The following is a 26,765-nucleotide window of genomic DNA, read 5'->3' as shown; positions in this document are numbered from 1 at the left end:
AAAAAGCGTGCACTTTACTATGGGGTAACGATGTATAAGGAAAAGGAACAGGTACCTGAGTTTGAAGACTTTTATGTACCCTTCGGAGGACATTTACGAGAAGATAATCGATGGGTACGATTAGCCGCAATTATTCCATGGGAAGAGATAGAAGCTGAATATAAAAAATGTTTTTCAAAACGAATTGGAAGAACAGCCAAGACCGTACGGCTCGCCTTGGGATCATTATTGATAAAAGAGAAATTACAATTAACAGATGAAGAAACGGTAGAAACAATACGAGAGAACCATTACCTGCAATATTTTTTAGGATATGAATCTTACAAAGATGAAAAACCCTTTGATCCAAGCATGATGGTTCATTTTCGAAAACGGCTTGGACCTGATGCAATAGCAAAGATAAATGAGTTGATAGCGAAACGGTATCAAGAACAGGTAGAAGCAGAATCTGAAAAAAAACAGAACAAAAAAAACCAAAAGGATGACCATGATCATGGAAATCGAGGGCAACTCATTATAGATGCCACGTGCGTCCCCCAGGATATCCGGCATCCCCATGATGTCACTTTATTGGATGAAGCGCGAAGGAAAACAGAAAAGATAATTGATACGTTATATGAAGCGAGTGAGCTCACCATAAAACCACGAACCTATAGAAAACAGGCCCGTATCAAATATCTCAATTTTATACGAGGGCGACGAAGAACAAAAAAGAAATACGCAGAGCGATTCGGACCCAACTCCAATACATACGACGTAATTTACGGACTATCAATGAATTACAAAACAAGGTTCCCAGTACAACGTTGAGTGCAAAACAGCGACGTGATCTTATCGTGATACATGAGGTTTACCGGCAACAGGTACAGATGTATAAGGGAAAGACCCATTCGATATCGGGAAAAATCGTCAGTATCAGTCAACCCCATGTACGACCAATAGCCCGAGGTAAAGCAAAAGCGGCCTTTGAATTCGGAGCAAAACTATCAGCATCGATGACCGAACACGGGATGATTTTTATAGATCGATTACAATGGGAACCCTATAACGAACAAGAAGATTTGCCAACACAAATAGAAAAATATAAGAGGCGATGTGGTCGATATCCGGAATCGGTGCATGCCGATAAAATATATCGGACACGAGCAAACCGAGCCTATTGTGAAGCTCGAGGAATACGATTGTCTGGACCACCCTTAGGCAGACCGATTAAAGAAACATTAGAGAATAAAAAGATAGTACGACAGCTACGAAAGATTCAAAGACTTGACGAAGCCATTCGACAAGCGATTGAAGGTGGCTTTGGATATATGAAACGAAAGTTTGGTCTTGGTACAATCTATGAAAAATTACGCGAAACTAGTGAAACAGCAATCATGGTATGTGTATTGCTGACCAACTGTGAAAAGATCCTGAGGGATCTTTTTATGCGCTTTTTATTTTTACTTGGTTTTAAACCTCATAAATCATATTTGAAAGTTTTAGTATACTAAATTAAACCCATTTTAACGTAAAAAAGTTTTGAAATATCATTTTTAGACATTTTCAGTAGGCCCTATTTGAACCTAATGCCATATAAAGTGCTGGGTCTGCAAGGAACAGTTTGGCTCCTGCAGTTTTAGCCTTTTTATCCTGTTCATATCGAATTACTCTGAGCAGTCCTACTGCTTCCATCGCACCAATAAGCTGATAGAGTTTGTCAGATCCAATACCCCAATCCGTACAGAGGGAAGAAACATGCAATCTTGGAATAACCGATTGGGCTAACGTGGAAATAACCGAACTCATAAGACGTAGGTTATTGTCTGTGATACTCGGTACCAGGAAGGGTATATCATAGTATAAGGATTTTTCCATTATAGCGATTAATCTTTCAGAAAAATTACCCTCTGAATAGAAAGGGCGAGTTCCCTGCTGTTTATATTTTTGCCATGCTTCCAGTAATTTGGGTTCAGGCTGGATTTCAAGAGAGCTTATATGAGTAGATGTATATGAAAAAGGGGAAATTGGGTTATATAGGGTGCCATATTCCAAAAAAAGAAATTCACGGAATGACAGGAGGGGCATACTAATTTGTAAAAATCTTCGGGAAAGGTCTGCGGTTCCACTGCGTAGTATCAGAGAAGAGGAATCACTTATCCAAAGTATACGATCCGGATACTCGTCATAAATGGCTTTAAGGCTGATACTCCAATCCTTTGCAAAATGAACTTCATCAACAATGACTCCTTCATATCCTGCTAAAAAGGCTTGTTTTATGACCGCATAAAGCTTTAGCCCCGCAAGCAATGGTGAATCCGCGGATATATATAAGATTTTTTTACCCTTTGCATGGTGTAATAAAAAAACTGTTTTTCCCACACCCCGCGGACCGGTGAGACTAATAGCTCGCGGAAGACTTGTAAAACTCGTTGTAAACGGTCTAATCCGTTCTGGTAAGGCTAAAATCCGCCTTTGCATACCTGTCTGTAATTCATTAAGAAGAGCATCCATGTCCATATAGTTAGTATATTGTATTATTGTACCTATGAAAAGAAGAAAATTGTAAAAATGTACCTGTGATAGGTACAAAATGCTATTGTTAATACCTCTGGGTTCCCCATTATCGCATCATACCCCCAACTGTCTCTGGAATTACTCTGCATATTCAAAACTATATCTATCGCAATCGATTGCGAGGTGCGGCATATTCTGGTATACTGAATCAACCTGAAACGAGTCGGGCGAATAAACCAGGAGCAGATATGCAGATACGTGAGCTTATAGAAACAGCAAAGGATACGGACCGGCTGCTTTCCCCCCTAGAGGCGGCGGAGCGGCAGGTAAAAACCCCAAAGCACCTTTCATGTATCATCAATGTGGATACAGAAAAGACCTATCAGACGATTATGGGTTTTGGCGGCGCACTGACCGAATCCTCTGGCTATGTGCTTGCAAGCCTTTCAGCGGCAGACCGGGAAGCGGTGCTGAAGGCCTATTTTTCTGCCAGTGAAGGTCTGGGCTATACCTTTGCCCGGACACACCTGAATAGCTGCGATTTTTCCCTGGGCAACTGGGCCTGTTTGGAAAGCAGGGATGAAAGCCTCGCATCCTTCTCTATGGCCATGCCTGAGCGCTACCAAATCCCCCTTTTAAAAGACGCCTTCCGGGCCGCCGGCGGCCACCTGTCCCTTCTTCTTTCGCCCTGGAGTCCCCCCGCCTGGATGAAGGATAACAACGACATGAACCATGGCGGAAAGCTGTTGCGGCAGTACTACCCCCTCTGGGCTTCTTATTTTGTCCGTTATATTGATGAATTGGCAAAGCGGGATATACCGGTCTGGGCAGTTTCGATACAAAATGAGCCTGAGGCAACACAAATATGGGATTCCTGCATTTGGACCGCCCGGGAAGAGGCTGAATTTGCCGTAGAACATCTGGGGCCGGCCCTGGAAAAGGCGGGCTATGGGCACATCAAAATTCTCGTGTGGGACCATAACCGGGACCGGCTCTGGGAACGAGCCAGCGAAAGCTATGCCTACGGCGGTGCAGAAAAGTACATTGCCGGTGCGGCCTACCACTGGTATTCCGGGGATCAGTATGATGCGGTTCGCCGGGTGGCAGAGGCGTACCCCGACAAATTACTTGTCTTTTCCGAAGGCTGTGTAGAAGGGGGCCCCCGGCCTGGGGCCTGGTTCACCGGCGAACGGTATGCCCATAATATCATTAACGATTTGAACAACGGCTGTCAGGCCTGGATCGACTGGAATATTGCCTTGGATTTTACGGGGGGCCCCAACCATGTGGGGAACCTCTGTGATGCACCGATATTGGTGGATACGGAGCAGGGCAGGGCTTACTATCAAAGTTCTTTCTATTATATAGGACACTTCAGCCGCTATATCAGACCCGGTGCCCGTCGGCTTGGCCTTCGCATGGATTCCTGGATGGTCCCCGCTGCGGTCGACGGCCGGATGGGCAATACCATGGAAGCCTGTGCCGCCAGGAACACCGATGGTACCATCAGCCTGGTAGTGAGCAACCGAACCGAAGCTGACATGGTGTACCGGCTCTCCCTTTCAGGAGACCAGGAAGAACGCACCCTGGTGTGTCCGCCCCGGGGTATTCAGACCCTGGTGTTAGGCTAATAGAGCACATAGCCAGGTATGAGAGCAGAGTTCTGTACTTGGCTATAAACTATATCCCACAATACTAAAATCAAATCTTAGACTCTAACGGTCCCTCATTAAAGTACTATACTGGTATCTTATTGTACTCTAGGTATGCACCACCTCCATGATCATAACTACAAGAACCTCTTCTCACATCCACAGCTTCTCAAAGAACTCCTTATCTCCTGTGTGCCCGAGCCTTGGGTAACGGATCTTGATTTTACCCGGGCTTGCAGAATCGATAAGTCGTTCATCACATCTTCACAGAAAAAACTCGAGTCGGACCTTATATGGCAGATACCCTTTCTGTCTGGGCAGGAAATCTATCTTTACATTCTCATCGAGTTTCAATCAACGGTGGATCACTTTATGGCTCTGCGTATTCTTCGCTATACCTTGGAATTATACAGCAGCCTCCTTAAAGATAAGCCTGCCATGAAAAAGCTTCCGGCAGTTTTTCCCATCCTCCTTTACAATGGGGATGAACGATGGACTGCGCCGGAGAATCTTTCTGATCTCATTGATGAGCGAATAAGTCTGGACTTTATCCCACGGTTTCGCTATTTTAAAATAGCAGAGAACGAGTTTGAGAGGGATAAGCTCCTTGCACTCAGGAACTTGATAGGAGCCTTGTTTCTGGTTGAGACCACGGAGCGGGAAGCTCTCGTACCGCTGGTTAAACAAATTGTTGATATACTTAAGCAGGAACAGCCAGAAATAGCAAAAGCCTTTGTGTCATGGCTCCAGAGTTTCTTTGCCGATCCCGTCCCCGACTGGGTGACGGATGTATCTCAGCTAACGGAGGTACCGACCATGCTGGCCACAACCGTACAAAAATGGAAAGAAGAGCTCTTAGAGCAGGGTAAAAGTGAAGGAATCCGAGAAGGTTTGCGAGAAGGCATACGAGAAGGCATGCGAGAGACAGCCCGAAAGCTTAAAAAGAAAGGGATGTCTTTCACAGAAATTGCAGAAGTTACTGGTCTTAGTATCGAAGAAATAAAAAATCTTTAAATGGTGAAAAAAGCCCCCGGATTCCGCCGGGGGCTTTCTGCTGTTTCAGTAGGTCGGCTCTTGTAAAAACCTACTTTATAGCAGTACTGTTTTTGGAATAGAGACTTCTATTTTTGCAATACTGCCGTCCCGGTTAAAGAGACGCTGGGAACTGTCCCGGTCCAAGGTATGACCGCTTATCCGATGGGTGTCTGTACTACCCTGTACCGCAGTTGGCCTGTGGACAAGGATCTCTGTATCGTCATCATCCGTAAGCCGATAGATCACCGGCACGCCGCAATAGGTAAATTCCAGGTGGCCGTCGGCATAGAACTCAGTTCCCTTTAAGAAGGTGGGGTTCAACACAAGCTGTCCGCTCTGGATGCTGATGCCCAGCTCGCCCCAGCGGGTTAAGACCTCTTCTTTTACCTGGCCGGTCATGCCCGGCTGTTTTGCACCCTGACCAGCAGGGGTGTGGGAGTAGGGGTCGGTGGGGAAGGCCCCATACACTTCCGGCTTTTTGTTAAAGCCTAAGCCCTTGCGGACATCATAGTAGGCTTCTACTAAGCCCCGTCGTACTTCTGCATTGGTTTCCAGAAGCAGTGTTTCCTGGATGGCCAAAAGCAGTTTAGACACCATGTGCCAGTAGATACTGCCCAGACCTTCGTAGGCGTAAAAGGTTCCGGATCGGCCGGTGAAACTGCGGTGGTTAAAAGTAACTTCATACAGGTCCAATACGGCCTGTTTATCCCGCCGGACCAGTTCTGCAAGGGGGGCATCCTTTGTCTCCAGCTCCGCCAGGACCTTTTCCAGGTCCTTGGCGTTACGGAACTGGGCATTAAAGTGGCCGATCCCATGTATATCAACCTTGATGATCCGGGGATCCTTTTGTTCTGCCATTTTTTGCAGGAGTGGAATAGCCTGGATTTTTTCCTTAGCAATCCGGTTCTTCTCCAGGAAGTGGGGCAGTTCCTTGTCCGGATACAGAATGTAGGAGTACTGATCCTCACGGAAGAGGCGGCCGTGACGGAGGGCCTTAAAGAGTTCAAGGCTTTCGGTGCCGGTAAGCGCCCTGGAAGAAAGGACCGCCACCTGGCCCTCCAGCATTTCATCAAGATAGTGAAGGGTGATACTGCCATCCTGCTCAACGCTGAAGGTGTTGTATGCGTGATAGAGGCCGTCGCTCCGGTGGTTTTTCCGGATGGTATATTGGATATGGGTTTTAAAGACCTTAAGGTACTCAAGGAGTTCTGCCCGGGATATAGCCCTGGTCTTGCCGCTGTATCCATGGGTATAAAGGCTTTCCCGGAAGGTTTCATAGATCCGGCCCGCGGCATCCATAAAGGCCCTTCTGCCCTGGGGGGTGTCCGCCGCTTCGGGCTTGGTTTGACTAAAGAGCTTGGCCAGGTCCCGGAGGCACTTTTCGGTTTCTTCCGGCAGGATAAAGGCCGCCGCTTCTGATTCAGCGTAGAGCTGGATGAAGAATTCAACATAGCGGTGCAGATAGTACAGGGTAACCATGGAAAGCCCGTAGCCTGCCAGGGCGTTGTTGGCATCGTTCCACTCGGGCCGCTGGGTATTGAGCCAGATGCCGCCGCCGGGGACCAGGTTCGCCAGCTTGGCAGCCAGAATGGCCAGCAATTTTGCCGTCATGGAAACGAGGGCTACCGATTTGTCACTGTTCAGAACAAGCTTTGCATCGGTGCCAAGTTCCTGTACCAGTTTTTCTATATGATCGTGTCGTTCATGGTCAAAGTCGATGGTAGACCGAGGATTGGCGAAGATATCCTTGTAGGGTTTTAAGTGGTAGGGCACATTAGCACTGGAATAGCGGGGCTTGTCCAGACTTGCGAGGAGGCTCTTCCGGTCCAGGTTAGCCTGGAATCCCAGGAGTTTGAGGAGATAAATCACCTGGTGATCCCCCCAGTACCCGATATTGGACCAGGGATTATCCGGTTCTACCACTTCCCAGTCTATACCATCCCGGGTAATTCGGTAGGGGTTAAAGCCGTCGGGGGTCAGGGCATTGAGGAATTTAGTAACCATTCCTTCTATATAAAGAGGGTAAGAATACGCCAGGGCCTCCCAGTTCTGAAAAATATCCCGCCAGTTCCCCTGGTAGTTCAGTTTACGGTTTCCCTTTTCATCCTTAAGTTCTATGGAGAAGCGGTTCCAGGGCCGGCTGGGATCCCCATGCCGGCGGGAGAAGGTCAGGGGCAGGTATTCCAGAGCAAGCCGCTCGAGCTGGGCATTGTTTTGGGCGCGAACATGATCCAGAAGGTTGATATAGTTCAGGGTGTCACCAAAGCTTGCAATAGCTTTCTTCATAACCGGGAGAAGTCCTTTATTCCGCACCTGAACAAAGTTAAGGAGGTCCTCAGTATAAATTGCATAGGTGTCGGCGAAGAAGCCGCCCCGCATGATATTAAAGAGCACATTGGCCTTGTGGTGAATACAGGTAATTTCTTCGGCCGTGTGCTGAATCCCGTCAGCACTTGCCAGATAACTTTCGAGCTGGTTATGGGTCTTGGCAATATCTTCCTTTAAGAAGGTTTCCGCTTTTGCCTTATCCCGGAGTATTTCCCGGAGGGTAATGGCGGCCCTGGCATCCATATTGGTATCAAACACCTGGTACCACTCATCTTCAGCTCCGGCAGCCAGCGTCAGATGCTGATGCAGGTACTGGCTTGGCCGCTGGCCCTTGAGAACTGAAGTGTAGGGAAGGGGCCTGCCGTAGGTAAAGGCTATCCTGGTTTCAGGATCCAGATAGATTGAACCTGGCCGGCTGAACCACCCCACATTGGCAAAGAGCCCTTCGCTGGGCTCAGCCTTATCGGTGACGATGGAACTCACCGCAAAGAGGGCCAGGCCGGTTTCCGTATCCAGATCGGTTTTTTTGTAGGCATCCAGAAGCACGCTGTTGGTATTCTGGAAATCTGCGGTGGTACAGGCAGGCATGATGTTCTGACACCCATCGAGGATTTCTATACTGCGGTTAACCTTGCCCCAGTTCAGGATTCGGCTGTGCCGCACCAGGCCAAAACGGTCACTGCTGGTCCATCCATATTGAAAGGTAAGTCCCAGATCCCGGTTAATTTCTTCAAAATAGATTGATGAACCGCTGGTGTTTTTATACAGGTTCCGCTGGACCTTCCAGATACCTGCACTGGAAGATGAGAAGGGTTCCCAATACCAGACCCGGTCCCCTTCGGAAACCTTCAGGGCCGTAAAGGGCCCGGTGTAACTGTGGGCATCGGCTACCTTGTCCGCCGTATAATAGGGAAAAATAGCAAAGTCAGCATTTTTTCTACCTGCCGTAAGCCCCCCATTGGACCAGATAAAGTTCCATACATCAGAAGAACTCACGATGGTCATAAAAAAGGGCGGCATGGCATCTACATTGGCAATTTTATAAAAGGTGTCTCCTAAAAATGAGACGAATGCACTCTGTACCGCTTCCGGCTGAGTTTCGATAAGGGATGAAAGGGTCATTCCTTGCATAGTCGGCTCCTTGTTATCCGATAGGGGACGCAAAAAACATAATGCTCCCATGATATAACTTTCTTAAGTATAAAAGTTAGAGCCGAATTGTGTCAACGAAATCGATTGCGTTAAACTAGAAAAAACGAAAAAAAAGACACCATAGCGAAATTTCAGGGCCTATGTTACAAGCCAAGCGGCTCCTTAAGCAGGGCTGTTACAAGGTCTATGAGGTGGCTAGCCGTTCTGGCTTCGGTGATGTAAAATACTTCATAAAAACCTTTAAGGAGGCTACTGGACTCAGCCCCGGTGAGTACCAGAAGCGCTTCATTTCATGAAGAGGAGGCACCTATGCCTGCAGAACGGGATAGGACGATCGATGCACTCACCGCAGCTTTTGCTGCCGGTGATCTCTCTATGGAAGAATTTGAAGCTCGAGTGGCGATAGCCAATAGAAGCGATGATTCTGTCCAGCTTCGCCGACTCCTGGCTGACCTGCCGCGGGAGTTTCAGCAGGCCCCTGTCGGTTTTACCACCACTGGCAGTGTTGCTAGCCGTGATTGGAAACAATATGCCCAGGAATACAAGGATCGCTACCGCCACGCTGACCGCAAGGCAGACCAGGTGGCAATTTTTTCCTCAAGCCGTCGCGTTGGCCGCTGGACCCTCACGAAACAGCTCGATTCGGTGGCCATATTTGGCTCCTGCCTCATCGACCTGCGCCAGGCCGACATCCCCCCCGTGGGTGGCCGAATAGAAGCTGTAGGGCTTTTCGGGTCCGTTCAAATCCTTGTTCCCCCAGGCCTAAATGTTCGTGTCAGCGGCGTTTCCATCTTCGGTTCCGCTACAGGCAGTGGGGACATTATCGGCGACAGCGATGCTCCTTGGGTCGAAATAGAGGGTGTCGCCATCTTCGGCAGTGTGGAAGTAAAGGTTGTTTCCTAATAGAGAGGATGGTACTTCACGGTCGGGTGCAGTAAAGCAATTTGCGAGTATTTCACTGTACTCCAGCTATGCACCATCCCCATGATCATGGTTATAAGGACCTTTTCTCTCATCCAGAGCTCCTCAGGGAACTCCTGCTTTCCTGTGTTCCCGAGCCTTGGGTAAGAGACCTGGACTTTAATCGTGCCTGTAAAATCGACAAGTCCTTCATTACCGCTTCACAGAAAAGGCTCGAGTCGGACCTCATCTGGCATGTACCCTTTCTGTCTGGGCAGGAAATATACCTCTATATCCTCATCGAGTTTCAGTCCACGGTGGACCATTTTATGGCCCTGCGAATTCTCCGCTATACCTTGGAATTATACAGTAGTCTCTTGAAAGATAGACCTGTCATGAAAAAGCTCCCGTCGGTGTTCCCCATCCTCCTTTACAACGGGGATGATCGATGGACTGCGCCGGAGAATCTTGCGGACCTGATCGACCAGCGGATCAGTCTGGACTTTATCCCCAGGTTTCGCTATTTTAAAATAGCAGAGAACGAGTTTAGTAGAGAAAGGCTTTTGTCGCTCAAGAACCTTATTGGAGCCTTGTTTCTGGTAGAGACCACGGACCAGGAAGCACTGGTGCCGCTGGTAACCCAGATTGTAGACATCCTCAGGCAGGAACAGCCTGAGGTGGTGAAAGCCTTTGTATCATGGCTCCATAGTTTCTTTGCCGATCCCGTCCCCGACTGGGTGGCGGATGTATCCCTGCTTACGGAGGTACCGACCATGCTGGCCACAACCGTTAAAAAATGGAAAGAAGAGCTCTTACAGCAAGGATTACAGGAAGGTTTACAGCAGGGTGTACAGCAAGGATTACAACAAGGATTACAGCAGGGAAGAAATGAAGGAAGAACCGAAGGCCGATATGAAGGTATACGAGTGACAGCTCGAAACCTCAAAAATAAGGGGATGCCGCTTGCGGAAATTGCTGAAGTAACCGGCCTGAGTATCGAAGAAATAGAAAAGCTGTAAGTAATAATGTTGTAAACCCTCGATATTCGCACACTTTGCAAAAAGGAGGCTTTCATGCAGAAACGAGTTATTTCGACAAAATGCGCCCCGGCGGCCATTGGTCCCTACTCCCAGGCGGTACTGGCCGGGCCGGGGGCTCTGCTCTTTGTGTCGGGTCAACTGCCGGTAGACCCGGAAACGGGGACCTTCGCCCCGGGCAATATAGGTGCCATGACCCGCCGCTGTCTCGAAAACATTAAGGCTATACTGGAAGCCTCCGGGGCCAGCCTTGCCAATGTGGTGAAAACCACGGTCTTTCTGACCACTATGGAAGACTTTGCCGAAATGAACCAGGTCTATGGGGAATATTTTCCCAATGAGCCCCCGGCCCGGTCTACCATAGCGGTGGCCGCCCTGCCTAAGGGAGCGCGCATAGAGATCGAAGCGGTGGCGGTAGTATAAGGTTGACACGATAAGGTTTATAACCTATACCTAAGCTATACAATTCATCAGCATAAGGAGGAACGGTTATGAATGACTCGGATGGCAGTCATCGTTGTGTGCATCTCGTACATGATGTGAATACAGACAATTCCGAAGATCCATTACCGCGACGGTTCACTCCGATGGCTGGTTATGAAACAGAGAGACAACCGATAGACAGGGTGTTTTAAAGCCCCCTGATACGGGTTCCCGTAACGGGACCAATCAGGACGCTTTTTAAATACGTTGGTTATGTATTGTTTCGTTTTCACCTCCGGCTCATCGGTCCGCCGCATAAGAGGTGAAACATGGCTAAAGTATCAACTGCAGAAAATACACGCTTTATTAAATTCTGTACTTGTTCCATTGGAGAATCCCTGGCGGAGCTCGATGCTCTTCCCACGGGGCTATCCGAAAAGGACGCAGAAAAACGGCTCGCCGAATTCGGCAAGAATGAAATAAATACCGCCAAAAAAAAGAATTTTTTCGCCGACATGTTTGAACGATTCTCCAGCCCTCTGGTTGTTCAACTACTGATGATCGCCCTGGTTTCGGCAATCATTGGAGAAAGCCTTTCATCAATTATTGTCGGATGTATGATCCTGCTCAGTGTCGGACTTTCTTATATACTAGATCAACGATCTAACCTGGAAGTAGAAGCCCTGGGCAAACGGGTACAATCCAGGACCTATGTACTGCGCGATGGGGTCGAAACCGAAATAAAAATGTCCGAAGTTGTCCCCGGTGATATTGTCCTTTTGCAAGCTGGAGCAATAGTTCCTGCCGATGTAAGAATTATTTCCTGCAAAGATTTCTTTGTAAGTGAATCGGCCCTCACCGGTGAATCCATGCCGGTAGAAAAGACAGCCCAGGTCTCTGGGGATAAAAATCTTTCTGCCCTGGAACTACCCAATGCCTGTTTTATGGGGTCCAGTGTTACCAGCGGTACTGCGAAGGCTCTGGTTATTCACACAGGAACAAAGACAATCTTTGGGAGCCTTTCCCAAAAACTGAGTGAAAAGCGGGAAGAAACCAGCTTTGATAGGGGCATCCGTTCCTTTACCTGGCTCATGATTCGGTTCATGCTGATCCTGGTAAGTGTCGTCTTTTGTATCGTTGGTATTACAAAGGGCAATTGGCTCGAAGCACTTCTGTTTTCCCTCTCTGTGGCCGTTGGGCTAACCCCCGAAATGCTTCCTATGATGGTTACGGTGAATCTTGCTAAGGGCGCCCTGGCGATGGCAAAGAAAAAGGTTATTGTAAAAAAATTACCCGCCATACAGAACCTTGGTTCAATCAATATCCTCTGTACTGATAAGACCGGGACCCTCACTCAGGACCGGGTCTTTTTGGAACACCATGTGGACATTATTGGCAATCAGAGTGAAGAGGTTTTGAACTATGCGTATCTAAATAGTTATTTTCAAACGGGTTTAAAAAATCTTCTCGATCGTGCCGTCATAGAGCATGTCGATCTTAATGTTGATGAATGTCGCCTGGTGGATGAGCTTCCCTTCGATTTTCAGCGGCGTCGTATGTCGGTCATTGTTGAATATGAGGGGGACAACGTACTTATCTGCAAAGGTGCGGTAGAAGAAATCTACAGTTCCTGTACCCATTATCAAATTGATGAAGAAATTTATCCGCTTATCGATATGATCAGGGCTGACCTTTTTGAAGAGGTGGAAAAATTAAACCGAGAAGGTTTTAGGGTCCTGGGCCTGGCATATCGAGAATTCCCCACTGATAAAAAGGTTTTTACTATCGAAGACGAAAGCAAGCTCATTTTGCTCGGGTATATTGCCTTTATGGATCCCCCCAAAGAATCTGCCACAGAGGCGATTCATTTACTGAACAAAGCGGGGGTTCATGTAAAGGTTCTGACTGGCGATAATGGCCTTGTTACTCGAAAGGTCTGTAGCGAAGTTGGTATAGAATTTGACCAGGTTATCAGCGGAACCGAACTGTCCCGGATGGATGAAGCGCAATTTACACAGACTGTGGCGGAACAAACCGTGTTTGTAAAACTTACCCCAGCCCAAAAGGAGCAAATTGTTAAGGAACTTCGCCGGCAGGGTAATGTGGTAGGCTTCATGGGAGATGGGATAAACGATGCAACTGCCTTAAAAGCGGCGGATGTGGGAATTTCTGTGGATTCAGCAGTGGATGTGGCCAAGGAGTCGGCAGATATTGTGCTGTTAGAGAAGAGCCTCCTTGTGCTGGAAGAAGGCATCATAGAAGGAAGAAAAATCTTTGCCAATATCATTAAATATATCCGGATGGGGGCAAGTTCCAACTTTGGCAATATGTTCAGTGTGTTGGGTGCCAGTTATCTGTTGCCGTTCCTTCCCATGCAGCCGATTCAAATATTAACCAATAATCTCCTGTACGATTTTTCTCAGACCGGTATTCCCCTAGATCGGGTTGATCCGGAACAAGTGGCAAAGCCGGTACATTGGAATATTGAAAATATCAAACGGTTTATGATATTTATCGGGCCCATATCGTCAATATTCGATTATGCTACCTTTGCATTAATGTGGTTCTTTTTTAAAACCAGGGATTTTTTAAATCCAGGTCTTTCATCAGGCCAGCAGGATCAACTGGCCAGACTGTTCCAGACCGGCTGGTTTGTAGAATCCCTTTTAACGCAGACACTCATCGTGCACATCATAAGGACTCGCAAGATTCCCTTTATTCAAAGTCGGGCATCACCTCCGATGATTTTTACGACCCTCCTTGTTATGGTGATTGGAGTCTGGCTGCCCTATTCTCCGTTGGCACCACTTCTTGGTTTTGTTCCTCTTCCTGCTACCTACTTTATTTGGATTGCAGGATACCTTGTTACCTACAGTGTTATTACTCACAAGGTGAAAACCTGGTTTATTCGCAGATTTGAAGGAGTTTAATTATGGATACCCTACTCGATGCTCTCCAGGAAGGGCGCCTATTTGAATTACCAGAAAATGATAAGACCCATGCATTGCAATTTTTAGCCCATATTATAGAAGCTTTCCCGCAGATTCCCACGGGTACCGATATTGTAGGTAATGTGATGGCCCGGGAAGCCTCGATGAATACCGCCCTGGGAAAAGGGTGGGCTTGTCCCCATGCACGGCTTGAATTTGAAGAAGACCTCATGTGTGTTATTGGCTGGAGTCCTACGGGGATAGACTATGGTTCTCCGGATGGGAAGCCTATATCCCTTATAACCATGTATCTGGTTCCGTCGAATCAGCGGAACCACTATCTTCGGGAAGTCTCCTTGCTTGCAAAGGTTATCAGTACATCCCCCGAGATTTCGAAACTGGCGTCTTTAAAAGAACTGAATGATGTACGAAACTACCTGTTGGATCTTATTGCGGCCAGTAAGGAAACTGCTGGTCCCGATGCCCGGGCCCGGATGATCCGTCTGCAGGCAAAGTCAGCAACGGTGTCTCAGCCGGTACAGGACTTGTCTAATCTTGTAGTGGAAGCTCTAGAAATTATAACAAGTCCCGGACAGAAACCGCTGGTCTTAACCCAAAATCAGGAACTGTTAAGCTATGTAGAAGCTATTTCTTCCTTAGCAGAGAAGCTCGAAAGTGATGGTTTTTACCAGAATGGCCGGTGGCGGATTATACGCCGAAATACGGCGGTGTATCAGGGGAACCGGATAGTCTATGATTGTCTGGCAATCTCATCAAAATAATACAATACTATAGCTATGTCATCCACAGAAAGTAATAAAAAATTACAGGCCGATGCTCAGGATGTTCTAGAAGGAAAGAGCAAAAAGGGCTTTTTTGCTCGCTTGCTTCCTTTTATGGGGCCGGCATTTATAGCCAGTGTTGCCTATGTAGATCCTGGTAATTTCGCCACCAATATAGAAAGTGGTGCCCAATTTGGATATACCTTGCTCTGGGTTATCCTGGCCAGCAACTTAATGGCCATGCTTATTCAGACCCTCTCTGCAAAATTGGGTATTGTAACTGGTAAAAATCTGGCTGAGCACTGCCGGCTCCGATATCCCAGATGGTTTGTTATGGCCCTCTGGATATTAATGGAATTGGTAGCCATGGCTACGGACCTGGCAGAATTTTTGGGGGCCGCCGTTGGTTTTAATCTCCTTTTAGGCGTCCCCCTCGGTGTGGCGGCACTGCTCACTGCGATTACCACCTTTCTCATCCTCGCTCTGGAACGATATGGATTCCGCTCTCTGGAAGCGGTCATTACGGGCTTTGTGTCGGTTATTGCGATTAGCTATATAATCGAATTATGGATCGGTAAGCCCGATTGGTCTCAGGTCTGGTTCCATACGGTGATACCACAGTTTAAGGGCTCCAAAAGTATTTTGCTTGCGGTGGGTATTTTAGGTGCAACTGTTATGCCCCACGCAATTTATCTGCATTCCGCTTTAATGCAGGATCGGATTGTTGTTCGGGACACGAAACTATTAAAGCGACTTTTCCATTATGAAATAGTCGATGTGGTGGTTGCCATGGGAATTGCCAGTATGGTAAATGGCGCCATGCTTATTATGTCGGCCGCAACCTTTCATAGTCGGGGTTTGCTCAATGTGGGCACCCTTGAACAGGCCTATATTACCCTGGAACCCCTGCTTGGCAAGGCGTCTAGTTGGGTCTTTGCCTTGTCTCTTCTATTTTCAGGTCTTTCTTCCGCCTCTGTGGGGACCATGGCTGGCCAGGTGATTATGCAAGGTTTTATGGATTTTGAAATACCCCTGTGGCTCCGCAGAATCATCACCATGGTACCTTCTATTGTTATTATCATGGTGGGGGTAGACCCCACAAAAGCCTTGGTGATAAGTCAGGTTATGCTCAGCTTCGGATTACCCTTTGCCATTATTCCCCTGATGAATTTTACCGGTGATGCCACCATTATGGGTGAACTTGTTAATGCAAAACCAACCCGGCTTTTAGGAGCATTGGTGACCGCTATAATAATCATTTTGAATATCTACTTGTTGTACAGTATGATTTTTACAGGTGCATAAGCACCCCCTGTGTCACTGGAGGAACCGCTGATGTTTAAAACTATTCTTGTGCCCCTGGATGGATCCAAACTGGCCGAGTCAGCTCTTCCCATTGCGGTACAATTGGCCCAGTGTTGTGTATCCAGTCTGATTTTGTTTCATGGAATTGAATTCCGCCCCCCGGCACTTATTCATGGAGAGCGGCACATCCAAACCCGTGATGAGGCTGAGCAATATCTGCAGGAGGTGCTTTCTCACCTGAAGATGCACGTTAAAAAACCCACCATTCCTATAAGCTACCATATCCATGAGGAAGCAATTCAGGATATCCGCCAGGGAATTGTGGAACATATAGAAGAGTTACAGCCCGATCTCATTGTTATGAGTTCCCATGGGAAAAGGGGGATAAAGAAGGCTGTTGTAGGATCTATTCCATTACAGATTCTAAAAAAAGGAAATATACCGATTTTGTTAATTCAGAGTGATGAATATGTAACAGAAAATCAGCCTGATCATCCTGTGCATAACATTCTTCTGCCCCTCGATAGCGGTTCCCACCACGATGGCTCTTTAAAGGCCGCAGTTCAGTTAGCGAAGGCCTTACAGTCTGAATTAACCTTGATGACGGTGATCCCCACAGTAGGTACCCAGAAACCCTTTAATGGCATTTCTAGTCTTCAGCTGCCCATAAGTTCCCGCCTTTCCTTGGAAATAGAAACCGATGAAGTAACCAAGCATCTTAACGAGCATTTCAAAGAAATAGAGGGCCAGTTGGATCCTTCCGTAAAGGTGCATATCAGGGTGGCTCGCGGAGCAGTGGTCAAGGAAATTCAGAAAACTGCCAAGACCCTGGACCACTGTCTCATGGTGCTTGGAACTCATGGTAAAATCGGTATGGAAGCTTTCTGGGCCGATAGTATTGCATTCAGGCTTGCATCCCGGGTGTTTACCCCCATTCTGTTCATTCCTTTATAACTTCATTTGACACAATCCATGCTCATGTTATACTTATGGGCATGGAACACTCAAAAAAGCTCATACTCTTAGTGTTGATGGCCCTCATGCTCGTAGTACTTAACTCGGATGGGCAGGTTATGGCCCCGACGCTAGCGATTATCGAAAAGGAATTTCATGTTTCCGATGCGTCGGTCGGTGTTATGATGGGCCTTTTTACAGTGTTGGGAGCGGTAGTCTCCCTCCTTTGGGGTTATTTTGCCGATAAAGCGAGCCGGAAGTTCCTCTTTGTGTTTTCAGTCCTGATTGGAGAACTTCCATGCGCATTTACCGCCTTTGCTTCGAACTGGACTGTGTTCTTTTTTCTTCGTATCCTCACCGGGATCGGTATGGGTGCGGCATTTCCGCTAGTGTTTTCCATTTTAGGTGACATTTATGATGAAAAAGAACGGCCATGGGCGTCGGCGATTCTGACTGTGTCCTTTGGCATGGGAAACATTGTTGGCGGTGTCTTGGGCGGTTTTGTGGGTGCCAGCGGTAACTGGCGCTTACCCTTCCTGCTTGCGGCGCTCCCTAATATTCCCCTCATACTCTTTTTCTGGTTCCTGGTACCGGAACCCAAGGCCGCTGCCAGCGAAGAAGCAACCAAAGCTCTTGTGGAAGCCGGCCTTGTGTATCCCCGCCGCATCAAACTGTCGGATTATACAGGTCTCTTTAAGATTAGGACTAATGTGTATCTGCTCATTCAAGGCATCGCAGGCACGATCCCTTGGGGCTCTTTTTTCTTTTTACAAAAATTCTTGAATCAATATAAGGGCTTTTCCATCGCTGAAGCTACCACAGTGTATCTAGTGTTTGGCATCGGCATGGTCATTGGGACTATTGTCGGAGGAATCTGGGGTGGTGCCATATTTAAGAAGAGTGATACCCAGCTTCCCATTTTTTGTGCTTTTACCACCTTTGTAGGCACGACTCTCACTCTGTGGGTGGTGCTGTTAACCCTGCCGCTTGCGCTCCTGATACCAACAGGTTTCTTTGCTGCCTTCTTTGCTGCTATGACCGGGCCCAACATGCGGACCATGCTTCTCGATGTCAATGTTCCCGAAAACCGAGGGCCCATCTTTTCCATTTTCAATCTAACCGACAGCCTAGGGACTGGTTTTGGTCGTTTTGTGTCGGGTGTTTTATCGGATGTATTTGGCCTTATGGCAAGCCTTAGCGTTTCAGCCTCTTTCTGGATCTTCTGCGGCATTATCCTTTGGTTGACCGCTGGTATCTTCCCGCCAGATCGTCAGGTTCTTAAGGTGACCATGGCCCAAATTGCAGAAGAAATGAAACAGAAGAGCGCTTATTAGTTATTAATACGGGCTATGCCACAGTGCATAGCCCCGCTTTTTTAGAACCACTTCGTAATAAAAACCGTCAGAAAATATCCTCCAAATACAAGCCATAAAAACAATATCAGTGCTAATAACAAGGGACGGATCCCTGCCTGTTTGAATTTCCCTATATGGGTTTCCATCCCCAGGGCGGTCATTGCTATAGTTAAAAGGAAAGTATCTATATGGTTTATTGTATCAACTAAAGCAAATGGTAAAATATGTAAAGAGTTAAAAGCACTCACGCCAATAAAACCTACCGCAAACCAGGGAATTACAACCGCTACCTTGCTGCCCGATTTATCACTGTTTTTTACAGACCATGACATAATTAAGCTTAAAATGATAAGCAAAGGTGCAATGAGCATCACCCGAGTCATTTTTACGATGACCGCCGTATTTGCTGCAATATCACCCATCGCACTTGTCGCACCAACAACATGGGCTACCTCATGGACAGAACTACCCACATAAAGACCATATTCGGTGGGGCTAAGATGCAGAACACCAAGATGATAGAGGAGAGGATATAAAAACATAGAGGTTGTACCGAAGACCACTACTGTGCCAACTGCGACAACGCTTTTATAAGGTTCAGCTTTTAATACTGGTTCTGTAGCTAAAACCGCAGCAGCCCCACAGACTGAACTTCCTGAAGCTATTAATAAGGTACTATCCCTATCAAGCTTAAATAGTTTTTGTCCTATAAAAGCCCCCAGTATAAAGGTTGATGACAACATAATTGTCGACATGGCCAGTCCTTGCAATCCCACCGCCCGTATTTGCTGAAAGGTAATTCTAAAGCCATATAAAATAATAGCCACTCTTAGTACTGTTTTGGTAGAAAAGATTATCCCCGGAACCCATTCTTTTGGAAGATGGTTTCGCAGTGTATTAGCATAAAGCATACCGATAAGGATACCTACAATGAGGGGGCTTAATCCGGCCTTTTTAATTAAACCTATGTCGGCAATCTGCAATGCCGCCAATGAAAATAGAGCTACAAAAAGAATACCGTTCAAGGTGTATTTTATGTGTTCTTTGCTAAATATCATGAAATCCTCCTGACTTTGCACTATAAAAAAAAATCATTATAATTTCAAATTATATATATTAATACATCTATAAGAAATAATTATATGAGGTGGGTTATGATCGATTTTAGACTCAGGACATTTATGACGGTCTGGGAAGAAAAAAGTTTTACTCGGGCAAGCCAGAAGCTATGTATTACCCAATCTGCGGTTAGCCAGCATATTAAAATGTTAGAATCCCAGGTAGGTAAAAAACTATTTAATTATGAATCTCGAACGTTAACTCTGACTGATGCAGGCCAATTACTTTACAGATATGCAGTTACTGCCTGGTCTGATGGTCTGAAAACCCTAGAAAACATCAGCCGATTGGAGGACCATCCTCTTGTACGGATCGGTGCTACCAGGTCTATTGGTGCTTATCTTTTACCGGAACTTCTAGTTTCCTACATGCATCGACATCCTGCGACAGAACTTACAGTATCCGTAGAAAATACCCGGGATCTGTTAGAAAAGCTGGAAAGAGGTTTGTTAGACTTCATTTTTTTGGAGGGTATCTTTGATCAGGATGCTTATAACGTTCAGGTCGTTATGAAAGACGCCTTTATCCCTCTCTGTTCCCCTGATCATAGGCTTGCAAGGGGGCAATATTCCCTTATTGACCTTCTTTCAGAGCGCCTCATTGTCAGAGAAGTCGGAAGCGGTTCCCGGGCTGTTTTAGAATTAGCTTTACAAAATCTTAATTGTACGATACAGAGTTTTTTCCGAAAAATTGAATTAGGCAATATAGAAGCTATAAAAGTTCTTACTTCCCGTAATATGGGTATCACTTTTTTATATAAACAATCAGTAATGAAAGAATTACAGGAAGGTTCTCTAGTTCAGATTAATGTCCGTGACTTTACTATGTACCATGATTTTTGTTTTGTAACCCTTAAAAACAGTCTCTATCAGGATGTATATAAAGAGCTAGTGCAATAAACTGCTGTTGATACTTCTGTTCCAGTATATACCGGGCGAGGTCAAAAACGGGCGAATGGCTTTTGAGGGCCACCGTAGAATCGGAGCTTGCCACGGCGGTCCCGGCGAAGTCCTGCAACGGCAGGTCTGCATTTTGCACTGTTTCTATCGCAGCCGCAAGCCCGAAACGGGAGCAGACTATATCCAGTAATTCCCGATGCTCGCCGCTGTGGGAGACCGGCGCATCCAGGAACAGGTTGATGTACTTTGGCTTAAGGCGAGTCAGGTAGCGGCTGAGCAGTTCGACCGCGAACAGAAGATCCTCTTCCCGTTCAAATCTGCCATGGGCTCCACCCGCATCACGGAGCAGCCCATCGGTACCAATAAAGAGCGGATGCCCCCGTTTATAGTTGATGAGTGTAAAAAGCACATTATAGCCATCAACCCCTAATACCGATTTAGGAGGTAGAACCCCTAAGGTTTTGCTTTTAATGTGGCGGGATGTAGTTTCATCCAGGACACCACGAAAGAGTATGAGCCGCTCGGTCCGGTCCAGCCGGTATCGATCGCCTACCAGTTTTATTGTCGCAGTGACGGGGTAGCCCTTGTTTAATAAGAGACTATAGTCCCTTATAGCGGCGATAAGCGCTGGGGAACATTGGTTCATACATCAATTATGAACGTTGCAGAGCAGCAATGAAACCCTTGTCGGCGATAAAGTTGCTTTCCCCGGTAAGTCGTCCCTGGTGATAGTAGCGAACGTAGGGTACATCCCAGTTCTGAAAGGTATTTTCCTTAAAGGGCAGAAATTCCTCGTACCAGTCTTCCAGGTCGTATTCGAGGTAATAGATATGAGTTTGACCGGCCTTTTCATCCGCATTCAGAGAGGCATCGACCTGGGGAAGATAGGCCTTCATAAAGCGCCACTGGGGACACCAGCTCTGGGTGAGGATAATTGCCACCGCAGGGGCGCTGTTCCGCAGTTCCGGAGCAAATTCTCCATGGGCCATGGCATAGCGGGCCTCGGCTTCCGTAATTTTGCGTATCATGGATATACTATACAAAAAAACTCATCAATATCCAAGGACTATTCTGTGATAGAAATTGTACATAATATGATTGATTATTTGTACATATTTGATTAATCTACTCACTAGAGGTGTATAGATGATAAAACAAATGTCAATTTCTGAGACAAGGCGAAAAATAACCACTCTGGAACATGAACTTTCATTTGATGATACGATAACAATAACTAATCATGGCAAAGCGGTTTTTGCACTGCTGAGTTGGGATACCTATGAAAGTATCGCAGAAACCTTAGAGATTATTTCCGATGAAGCAACCTATTCTGCCTTAAAAAAAGGTATCCAACAGCTGTCTGCTGGTGAACTTATCGATTTTGAAGACTTTAAGAAAGAACTGCATGTACACCATTAAATTAACACAAATTGCCGCAGAACAGCTTAAAGCACTTGACTCAAATACATTGAAACAAATTTTACATAAAATTGAGTCCTTAAAGAAAGAGCCCTTTTTGTTGGGGAAACCTTTACAAGGCCCCTTAAAAGAGTATCGTTCATTGCGAGCCGCGGGACAGAGATATCGGATAATTTATAGAGTTTTGGATGAAGAAATAATTGTAATTATTGTTGCGGTTGGTATTCGAAAGGATGGAGATAAAAAGGATATTTATGAGCTTATGAAAAAGTATATTAAAACAGGTCTTTTAGATAATCTTTCCCCTTGACACCCCGGGCTATAAGACGTACGTTTTAACCATGGATATCCAACAACTGTCTATGGATCTGGCTCAGACCCGCCTGCAGGATCAGGTCGGCACCAGGGTGATGAGTATGGCTTTGGGACAGGCTAAGGACCAGTCGGAGGCGTTACTCAAATTGATGAACAGCGCCGCTCTGCCGGCTGTTTCTGATCCGGCGCTGGGGCAAAACATAGATCTTTTAGCCTGAGCCAGCTCGTCTCATCTATAGTCGCTTCTCATAGACTTTTTTACCTTCCTCGGTTATCCTATGCCCACCTATGAATAAAACCGCATTAAAAGCTGATCTCCTGCTTATTATTACTTCGGTCATCTGGGGTTTTGCCTTTGTCGCTCAACGGGTGGGGATGGACTTTATCGGCCCCTTTACCTATAACGGCATACGGTTTGCATTAGGAAGCCTGTCCCTCCTGCCCCTGATTGTGTACTTTAACGCCAGAAAAAGAATACCCTTTACAGTGTACCATCCGGAAGGGACTCCATCTGATCCGACTCATTCTGGTATAACTGCCGGAACCGATGCAAGCGGCTCGAGCCGGGCCCTGCGCAATGCAGACCGCTGGGTTTTCATTCTCGGGTCCCTCGCGGCTGGTACCATCCTGTTTATTGGGGCTTCCCTCCAGCAGATGGGGATGCAGTACACCACTGCTGGTAAAGCGGGCTTTCTAACAGGTCTCTATGTCGTACTCGTTCCGATTGTGGGAATTGTATTAGGTCACAAAACGGGGATCCCCACCTGGATGGGGGCGTTTCTTGCGGTCATTGGTATGTATATCCTCAGTGCTCCGGACCGCCTGGGGCAGGTGAATCCCGGAGACCTTCTGGTTATCGCCAGCGCCTTTTTTTGGACCTTTCATGTTCTTTTGATTGATAGGCTTTCCAAACGTCTGGACCCGATCCAGCTTTCCGCCGCTCAGTTTGCATGGTGTGCTTTGTATTCCCTGGTAACCGCCTTTATTCTGGAACAGCCCCACCTGGATTCCATACTGCGGGCTGCAGTTCCCATCCTCTATGGCGGCCTCGGTTCAGTCGGTGTAGCCTACACCCTGCAGGTGGTGGCCCAGCGGGATGCCCCGCCGGCCCATTCGTCTATCATTATGTGTCTCGAAGGGGTCTTTGCAACGCTGGGCGGGATACTGATTCTCGCCGAACCGGCGGGGCTGCGCAGCCTTGGCGGCTCAGGCCTCATGCTTTTGGGCATGCTGGCTACCCAATGGGATGTCATTTTTGGAGGCTCCCACGAAAAAGAATGATACGGAAAGCAGTACATTGAACCTGCGGCTTTTTTCCGCCGATGCCCGGGCTGTCTTTGTACGGCGGCCCAACCGTTTTCTCATCCTTGCCCGGATTGTGGAAGTCCTGCAGGGAACGGGCACCCCAGAGGGCACTGGCATGTATGAGCCCGGGGCCGACGGAGAGCTTGGCCAGGAAGTAGCCTGTCACTGCCCGAATCCGGGGCGGCTCCTCGAGTTTGTCATCCCCGGTACGGAACTGCTACTGGAACGCCGCCGGTCCAGTGCCCGGGCGATCCGGGATGCAGGGGCTGTCTCCCAGAGTAAAGCCCCGGCTGCCACTGGGGGGCCAAAAACCCAATGGACCGCGGTGGCGGTCAGGTATCGGGATAAGCTGGTGCCCCTCTTTTCTGCCCGGGCAAACGGTGTGGTGGAGCAGGGGGTGCTCCCGGTCCTGTTCCCGGCGGCCCGGCATATCCAGGCTGAATATACCCTGGGAGATTCCCGTTTTGATTTTATGGTCCAGGATGAGGCCGGCCTTTTACACCTCATCGAAGTAAAGGCTTGCTCCCTGGTTGAAGAAGGAATTGCCATGTTTCCCGATGCTCCCAGCGAGCGGGCGGTTAAACATATCGAAGAACTGGCGTATCTTATCAAGCAGGGATACCGCTGTCATATCCTTTTTGTCATTGTTCACGGTCATGCAGAACGGTTTATCCCGAACCTGCACACGGATCCGGAATTTGCATCGGCCCTGAGCAAGGCTGCCGGGGCCATAGAGGTCCACGCAGTAACCTTGGAAGCGGATGAACAGGGCCGGGGTCGTATCATCAATATGAATGTTCCGGTGGATCTCTCTTTTGGAAGTCTCGCAGAAGCCAACAGGGGTTCCTATCTGATCCTGCTCGAAGTGCCTGATGCGGTTCAGATTTATGTAGGTTCCCTGGGGCCTGTGTGCTTTCAAGCGGGCTGGTATGTTTATGCCGGGTCGGCCCAGAAAAATCTTTCCCAGCGAATTGCCCGTCACCTGCGGCATGTACGTAAACAAGCCCATTGGCATCTGGATTACCTTACTGCCCATGCAGGAAAAATGATCGGGCTACCCATTGCTTCCTATGATAACCTGGAATGTGAGCTCGCTGATGGGCTTAAGAACATAGGAGGGGAGCCGGTGCCCCGTTTTGGTTCATCGGACTGTAGCTGTGAAAGCCATCTTTTTTATTTTTCTGCTCCGCCTCTTAAAAACCGGGATTTTCTGACGTTGCTGTTTTATTTCCGGCACCGCCGGGCTCTGGGACTTTAGAGTCACGGCATTTGCCACACAACCCTGTTAGGTACAACACGTGATGCTGGACGGTCACGTGCTGTTTTTTTTCAAAGGCCTGGACCATGGCGGAGACTGCACAGGTACCGAGCTCAATAAATGCATGACAGCGGGTACAGTGAAACCAGTGGCGGTGGGGGATGGCCGTACCATGCTCGTCCAAGACTGCGGTGTAGTATCGTTCGGTACCATGTTCGGTGCAATGCAAAACAAAGGATTCTGCCATTCCCTGCTCTTCCAGGTAGTGCAGGGTCCGGTACACCGTAGCCTGGTCACAACAGAGGCCCAGTTCCTGATGCACCGCCGCCGCTGAAAGGGGTTGCTGGGCCCGCTGCAAAACAGCGAGGACCTGCCTGCGTGACCGGGTCATGATGAGAGCCCCCGCTTTTTTGCATAGCGGACGATGATCAGCCTCAGTCCGGTCCCCATAAGGAATACTGCCCCCGAAAGGACGACTACCACAGCGCCCGAAGGTAGATCATAGTGCCAGCTCAGGGCCAGGCCAAAAAACGAAAAGATTGATGAAAATATCCAGGAAAGGATCATCATCCCCGCAAGATTTTTGGCCAGGTAGCCTGCAGTGCCTGCCGGAAGGGTCAGCATGGCGATAACCATGACAATCCCTACAAAGGTTTGCAGCAGAACCACGGCAATAGCAGTGATACCCAGGATGATGAAAAATAGCATATTGGTCGGGACTCCGCGGACCCGGGCAAACTCTTCGTCAAAGGCAGAGGCTTCCAGTTGGGGATAGAACCGCCACACCAGGATTAGGACGACCGTATCCAGGATGGCCAGGAGCATAAGGTCTTCCCGGGAGACGAGAAGTATGTTACCGAAGAGGTAACTTGTGGGATCCCGGTAGCCCGGGGTTTTGGCGAGAAAGAGTACCCCCAAACTCATGCCGATAGCCCAGATGGCATTTATCACCGTGTCCTCCCGCTGTTTCGCCTTAACCGAGACCATACCAATAATGAGGGCTGAAAGGACCGCAAACAAAATTGCCCCTGCCATGGGGGTGATAAAGGGCACTATGCCGGAGCTCGAAAAAAATAATGCCATGCCGATACCGCCGAGGACGGCGTGGGAAATGGCGCCTGCCAGGCCCGCTATGCGTTTTACGGTTACTACCGAACCGAGTATGCCAAACAATATGGAGGCTAAGAGACTCGCCATCAGAGCGTTTTGTAAAAAAGGAAAGGCCGGATTGAAAAGAGCTGAAAAAAAACTGTTCATAGTTGGGATCCTGTCTTGTTAGGTTTAGAATCGATACAACAGCTGTCTTCCGGTTCAACCTCATCGTGGAGTACCTGAAGGGCAGCTCCTCCGAAAAGCGCTGGCGGCGCATGTTCTGCCGGTGCCGCCCGATGCTGAACCAACCGGTGGGCTCGTTTTTCAGTGCCTGTCCGTTCGCCGATGCAAAGCACCCGGTCGGTGAGGGCTGAAACAAATTCTGTGTCATGGGTAACAATCAAAATGGTGGTGTGGTCCTTAAGCTGTCCCAGGGTTCTGAAGAGCCGCTCTTCACTTTCCACATCCATATTGGCGGTAGGTTCATCCAGTACGAGGATCTCCGGTTCTGCGGCAAGGGCTCTTGCTACAAGGACCCGGCGTCGCTGCCCGCCTGAAAGAGCCCCATAGGGCCGCCGGGCCAGGTCTTGAATTTCCACCTGTTCCATGGCCCTTTGTACCGCCAGTTCATCAACCTTAGTCCAGTTCCGTTTTGTTGGCTGGATCCGGCCCATCCGGATGACTTCATAGACTGAAATGGGAAAGGTTTTATCATAATCCGCATGCTGGGGCACATACCCAATCCGGGAACGGCTTTCTGCTGCAGTTTTCCCAAGTACATGGATACTGCCTTTGCCGGGCTGTTCCAAAGCGAGGAGTAACTTTAAAATGGTCGATTTTCCGGCTCCGTTAGGCCCAACCAGGGCAATAAACTCACCCTGGTGGATATGGAAATTAACATTTTCCAGAACCGGGTCTGAACCGTAAGAAAAAGCGACCTGAGAAAATTGTATGACTATTGGTTTTTCATTTTTCACTATGTATCTTACCTATTTGCATGGATAAAGCA

General features: G+C 47.8%; 25 protein-coding genes and 1 pseudogene. 18 read left to right on the top strand and 8 right to left on the bottom strand.

Annotated elements, in window-relative coordinates:
• Positions 1-30 precede the first annotated feature (30 nt).
• Positions 31-1,493 (top strand): annotated as a pseudogene (locus SPICA_RS14965) (IS5 family transposase).
• 52 nt (positions 1,494-1,545) lie between these two features.
• Here the strand turns inward: SPICA_RS14965 and SPICA_RS11025 are convergent.
• Entirely contained in the window at positions 1,546-2,499 is a 954-nt protein-coding gene (locus SPICA_RS11025; RefSeq protein ID WP_052296368.1) for an ATP-binding protein, read from the bottom strand.
• 245 nt (positions 2,500-2,744) lie between these two features.
• On the opposite strand from SPICA_RS11025, the gene SPICA_RS11020 reads away from it, so the two are divergent.
• A complete protein-coding gene (locus SPICA_RS11020) occupies positions 2,745-4,127 on the top strand; it encodes a glycoside hydrolase family 30 protein (RefSeq protein WP_013969587.1) in 1,383 nt (460 codons plus the stop codon).
• A 135-nt stretch (positions 4,128-4,262) separates the two neighbouring features.
• Positions 4,263-5,162 carry an Rpn family recombination-promoting nuclease/putative transposase gene (locus tag SPICA_RS11015; protein ID WP_013969586.1) on the top strand — a complete coding sequence of 300 codons (900 nt, stop codon included), beginning with the start codon at positions 4,263-4,265 and terminating at the stop codon, positions 5,160-5,162.
• 75 nt (positions 5,163-5,237) lie between these two features.
• Here the strand turns inward: SPICA_RS11015 and SPICA_RS11010 are convergent, their stop codons facing one another.
• The gene (locus tag SPICA_RS11010; protein ID WP_013969585.1) at positions 5,238-8,642 is read right to left on the bottom strand and encodes a hypothetical protein; all 3,405 of its coding nucleotides are present in this window, start codon (positions 8,640-8,642) and stop codon (positions 5,238-5,240) included.
• A gap of 161 nt (positions 8,643-8,803) precedes the next feature.
• On the opposite strand from SPICA_RS11010, the gene SPICA_RS15315 reads away from it, so the two are divergent.
• The 9 genes from SPICA_RS15315 (at position 8,804) to SPICA_RS10970 (ending at position 18,328) form a co-directional block, all read left to right on the top strand.
• Entirely contained in the window at positions 8,804-8,959 is a 156-nt protein-coding gene (locus SPICA_RS15315) for a helix-turn-helix domain-containing protein (protein WP_083819900.1), read from the top strand.
• A gap of 13 nt (positions 8,960-8,972) precedes the next feature.
• The gene (locus SPICA_RS11005) at positions 8,973-9,566 is read left to right on the top strand and encodes a DUF1707 SHOCT-like domain-containing protein (protein WP_013969584.1); all 594 of its coding nucleotides are present in this window, start codon (positions 8,973-8,975) and stop codon (positions 9,564-9,566) included.
• A gap of 68 nt (positions 9,567-9,634) precedes the next feature.
• Positions 9,635-10,582, top strand: a complete 948-nt coding sequence (locus SPICA_RS11000) for an Rpn family recombination-promoting nuclease/putative transposase (RefSeq protein ID WP_013969583.1) — start codon at positions 9,635-9,637, stop codon at positions 10,580-10,582.
• A 54-nt stretch (positions 10,583-10,636) separates the two neighbouring features.
• Positions 10,637-11,023 carry a RidA family protein gene (locus tag SPICA_RS10995; protein WP_013969582.1) on the top strand — a complete coding sequence of 129 codons (387 nt, stop codon included), beginning with the start codon at positions 10,637-10,639 and terminating at the stop codon, positions 11,021-11,023.
• A 329-nt stretch (positions 11,024-11,352) separates the two neighbouring features.
• A complete protein-coding gene (mgtA, locus tag SPICA_RS10990; RefSeq protein WP_013969580.1) occupies positions 11,353-13,953 on the top strand; it encodes a magnesium-translocating P-type ATPase in 2,601 nt (866 codons plus the stop codon).
• Between the two features lie 2 nt (positions 13,954-13,955).
• Positions 13,956-14,735: a PTS sugar transporter subunit IIA gene (locus SPICA_RS10985; protein ID WP_013969579.1), complete on the top strand. Its 780-nt coding sequence runs from the start codon at positions 13,956-13,958 to the stop codon at positions 14,733-14,735.
• Between the two features lie 15 nt (positions 14,736-14,750).
• On the top strand, positions 14,751-16,040 hold the full coding sequence (locus SPICA_RS10980; protein WP_013969578.1) for an Nramp family divalent metal transporter: 1,290 nt from the start codon (positions 14,751-14,753) through the stop codon (positions 16,038-16,040).
• Positions 16,041-16,070: 30 nt separating this feature from the next.
• Complete coding sequence (locus tag SPICA_RS10975; protein ID WP_013969577.1) at positions 16,071-16,994, top strand: universal stress protein; 924 nt, start codon at positions 16,071-16,073, stop codon at positions 16,992-16,994.
• A 41-nt stretch (positions 16,995-17,035) separates the two neighbouring features.
• Complete coding sequence (locus SPICA_RS10970; RefSeq protein ID WP_169311877.1) at positions 17,036-18,328, top strand: MFS transporter; 1,293 nt, start codon at positions 17,036-17,038, stop codon at positions 18,326-18,328.
• 41 nt (positions 18,329-18,369) lie between these two features.
• Here the strand turns inward: SPICA_RS10970 and SPICA_RS10965 are convergent, their stop codons facing one another.
• Positions 18,370-19,407 (bottom strand): YeiH family protein, encoded by a 1,038-nt coding sequence (locus SPICA_RS10965; RefSeq protein ID WP_013969575.1) that lies wholly within the window; start codon positions 19,405-19,407, stop codon positions 18,370-18,372.
• A 96-nt stretch (positions 19,408-19,503) separates the two neighbouring features.
• Between SPICA_RS10965 and SPICA_RS10960 the strand changes: the two genes are divergently transcribed.
• The gene (locus SPICA_RS10960) at positions 19,504-20,367 is read left to right on the top strand and encodes a LysR substrate-binding domain-containing protein (protein ID WP_013969574.1); all 864 of its coding nucleotides are present in this window, start codon (positions 19,504-19,506) and stop codon (positions 20,365-20,367) included.
• On the opposite strand, the gene SPICA_RS10955 is transcribed toward SPICA_RS10960, so the two are convergent.
• Together SPICA_RS10955 and SPICA_RS10950 are read right to left on the bottom strand one after the other, a co-directional pair.
• Positions 20,321-21,013 carry a DUF434 domain-containing protein gene (locus SPICA_RS10955; RefSeq protein ID WP_013969573.1) on the bottom strand — a complete coding sequence of 231 codons (693 nt, stop codon included), beginning with the start codon at positions 21,011-21,013 and terminating at the stop codon, positions 20,321-20,323. The genes SPICA_RS10960 and SPICA_RS10955 overlap by 47 nt on opposite strands.
• 7 nt (positions 21,014-21,020) lie before the next feature.
• Entirely contained in the window at positions 21,021-21,395 is a 375-nt protein-coding gene (locus SPICA_RS10950; RefSeq protein WP_013969572.1) for a hypothetical protein, read from the bottom strand.
• 118 nt (positions 21,396-21,513) lie between these two features.
• Between SPICA_RS10950 and SPICA_RS10945 the strand changes: the two genes are divergently transcribed.
• From SPICA_RS10945 to SPICA_RS10925, 5 genes are all read left to right on the top strand, one after another.
• Positions 21,514-21,786, top strand: a complete 273-nt coding sequence (locus SPICA_RS10945; RefSeq protein WP_013969571.1) for a type II toxin-antitoxin system Phd/YefM family antitoxin — start codon at positions 21,514-21,516, stop codon at positions 21,784-21,786.
• On the top strand, positions 21,773-22,096 hold the full coding sequence (locus SPICA_RS10940; protein WP_013969570.1) for a type II toxin-antitoxin system RelE family toxin: 324 nt from the start codon (positions 21,773-21,775) through the stop codon (positions 22,094-22,096). The genes SPICA_RS10945 and SPICA_RS10940 overlap by 14 nt, the downstream gene beginning before the upstream one ends.
• A gap of 31 nt (positions 22,097-22,127) precedes the next feature.
• The gene (locus tag SPICA_RS10935) at positions 22,128-22,319 is read left to right on the top strand and encodes a YjfB family protein (protein WP_013969569.1); all 192 of its coding nucleotides are present in this window, start codon (positions 22,128-22,130) and stop codon (positions 22,317-22,319) included.
• Between the two features lie 70 nt (positions 22,320-22,389).
• Positions 22,390-23,382, top strand: a complete 993-nt coding sequence (locus SPICA_RS10930; RefSeq protein ID WP_013969568.1) for a DMT family transporter — start codon at positions 22,390-22,392, stop codon at positions 23,380-23,382.
• Positions 23,348-24,664: a DNA/RNA nuclease SfsA gene (locus SPICA_RS10925; RefSeq protein WP_013969567.1), complete on the top strand. Its 1,317-nt coding sequence runs from the start codon at positions 23,348-23,350 to the stop codon at positions 24,662-24,664. Before SPICA_RS10930 ends, SPICA_RS10925 begins: the two co-directional genes overlap by 35 nt.
• Here the strand turns inward: SPICA_RS10925 and SPICA_RS10920 are convergent.
• The 3 genes from SPICA_RS10920 to SPICA_RS10910 are packed head-to-tail and all read right to left on the bottom strand — an operon-like array spanning position 24,600 to position 26,733.
• Entirely contained in the window at positions 24,600-25,055 is a 456-nt protein-coding gene (locus SPICA_RS10920; RefSeq protein ID WP_013969566.1) for a Fur family transcriptional regulator, read from the bottom strand. The genes SPICA_RS10925 and SPICA_RS10920 overlap by 65 nt on opposite strands.
• The gene (locus SPICA_RS10915; RefSeq protein WP_013969565.1) at positions 25,052-25,921 is read right to left on the bottom strand and encodes a metal ABC transporter permease; all 870 of its coding nucleotides are present in this window, start codon (positions 25,919-25,921) and stop codon (positions 25,052-25,054) included. Before SPICA_RS10915 ends, SPICA_RS10920 begins: the two co-directional genes overlap by 4 nt.
• Entirely contained in the window at positions 25,918-26,733 is an 816-nt protein-coding gene (locus SPICA_RS10910) for a metal ABC transporter ATP-binding protein (RefSeq protein WP_013969564.1), read from the bottom strand. Before SPICA_RS10910 ends, SPICA_RS10915 begins: the two co-directional genes overlap by 4 nt.
• Positions 26,734-26,765: the final 32 nt, after the last annotated feature.

Source organism: Gracilinema caldarium DSM 7334, assembly GCF_000219725.1.
Taxonomy (GTDB): Bacteria; Spirochaetota; Spirochaetia; order Treponematales; family Breznakiellaceae; genus Gracilinema; species Gracilinema caldarium.
This window is presented reverse-complemented; position numbering and strand designations above follow the sequence as displayed.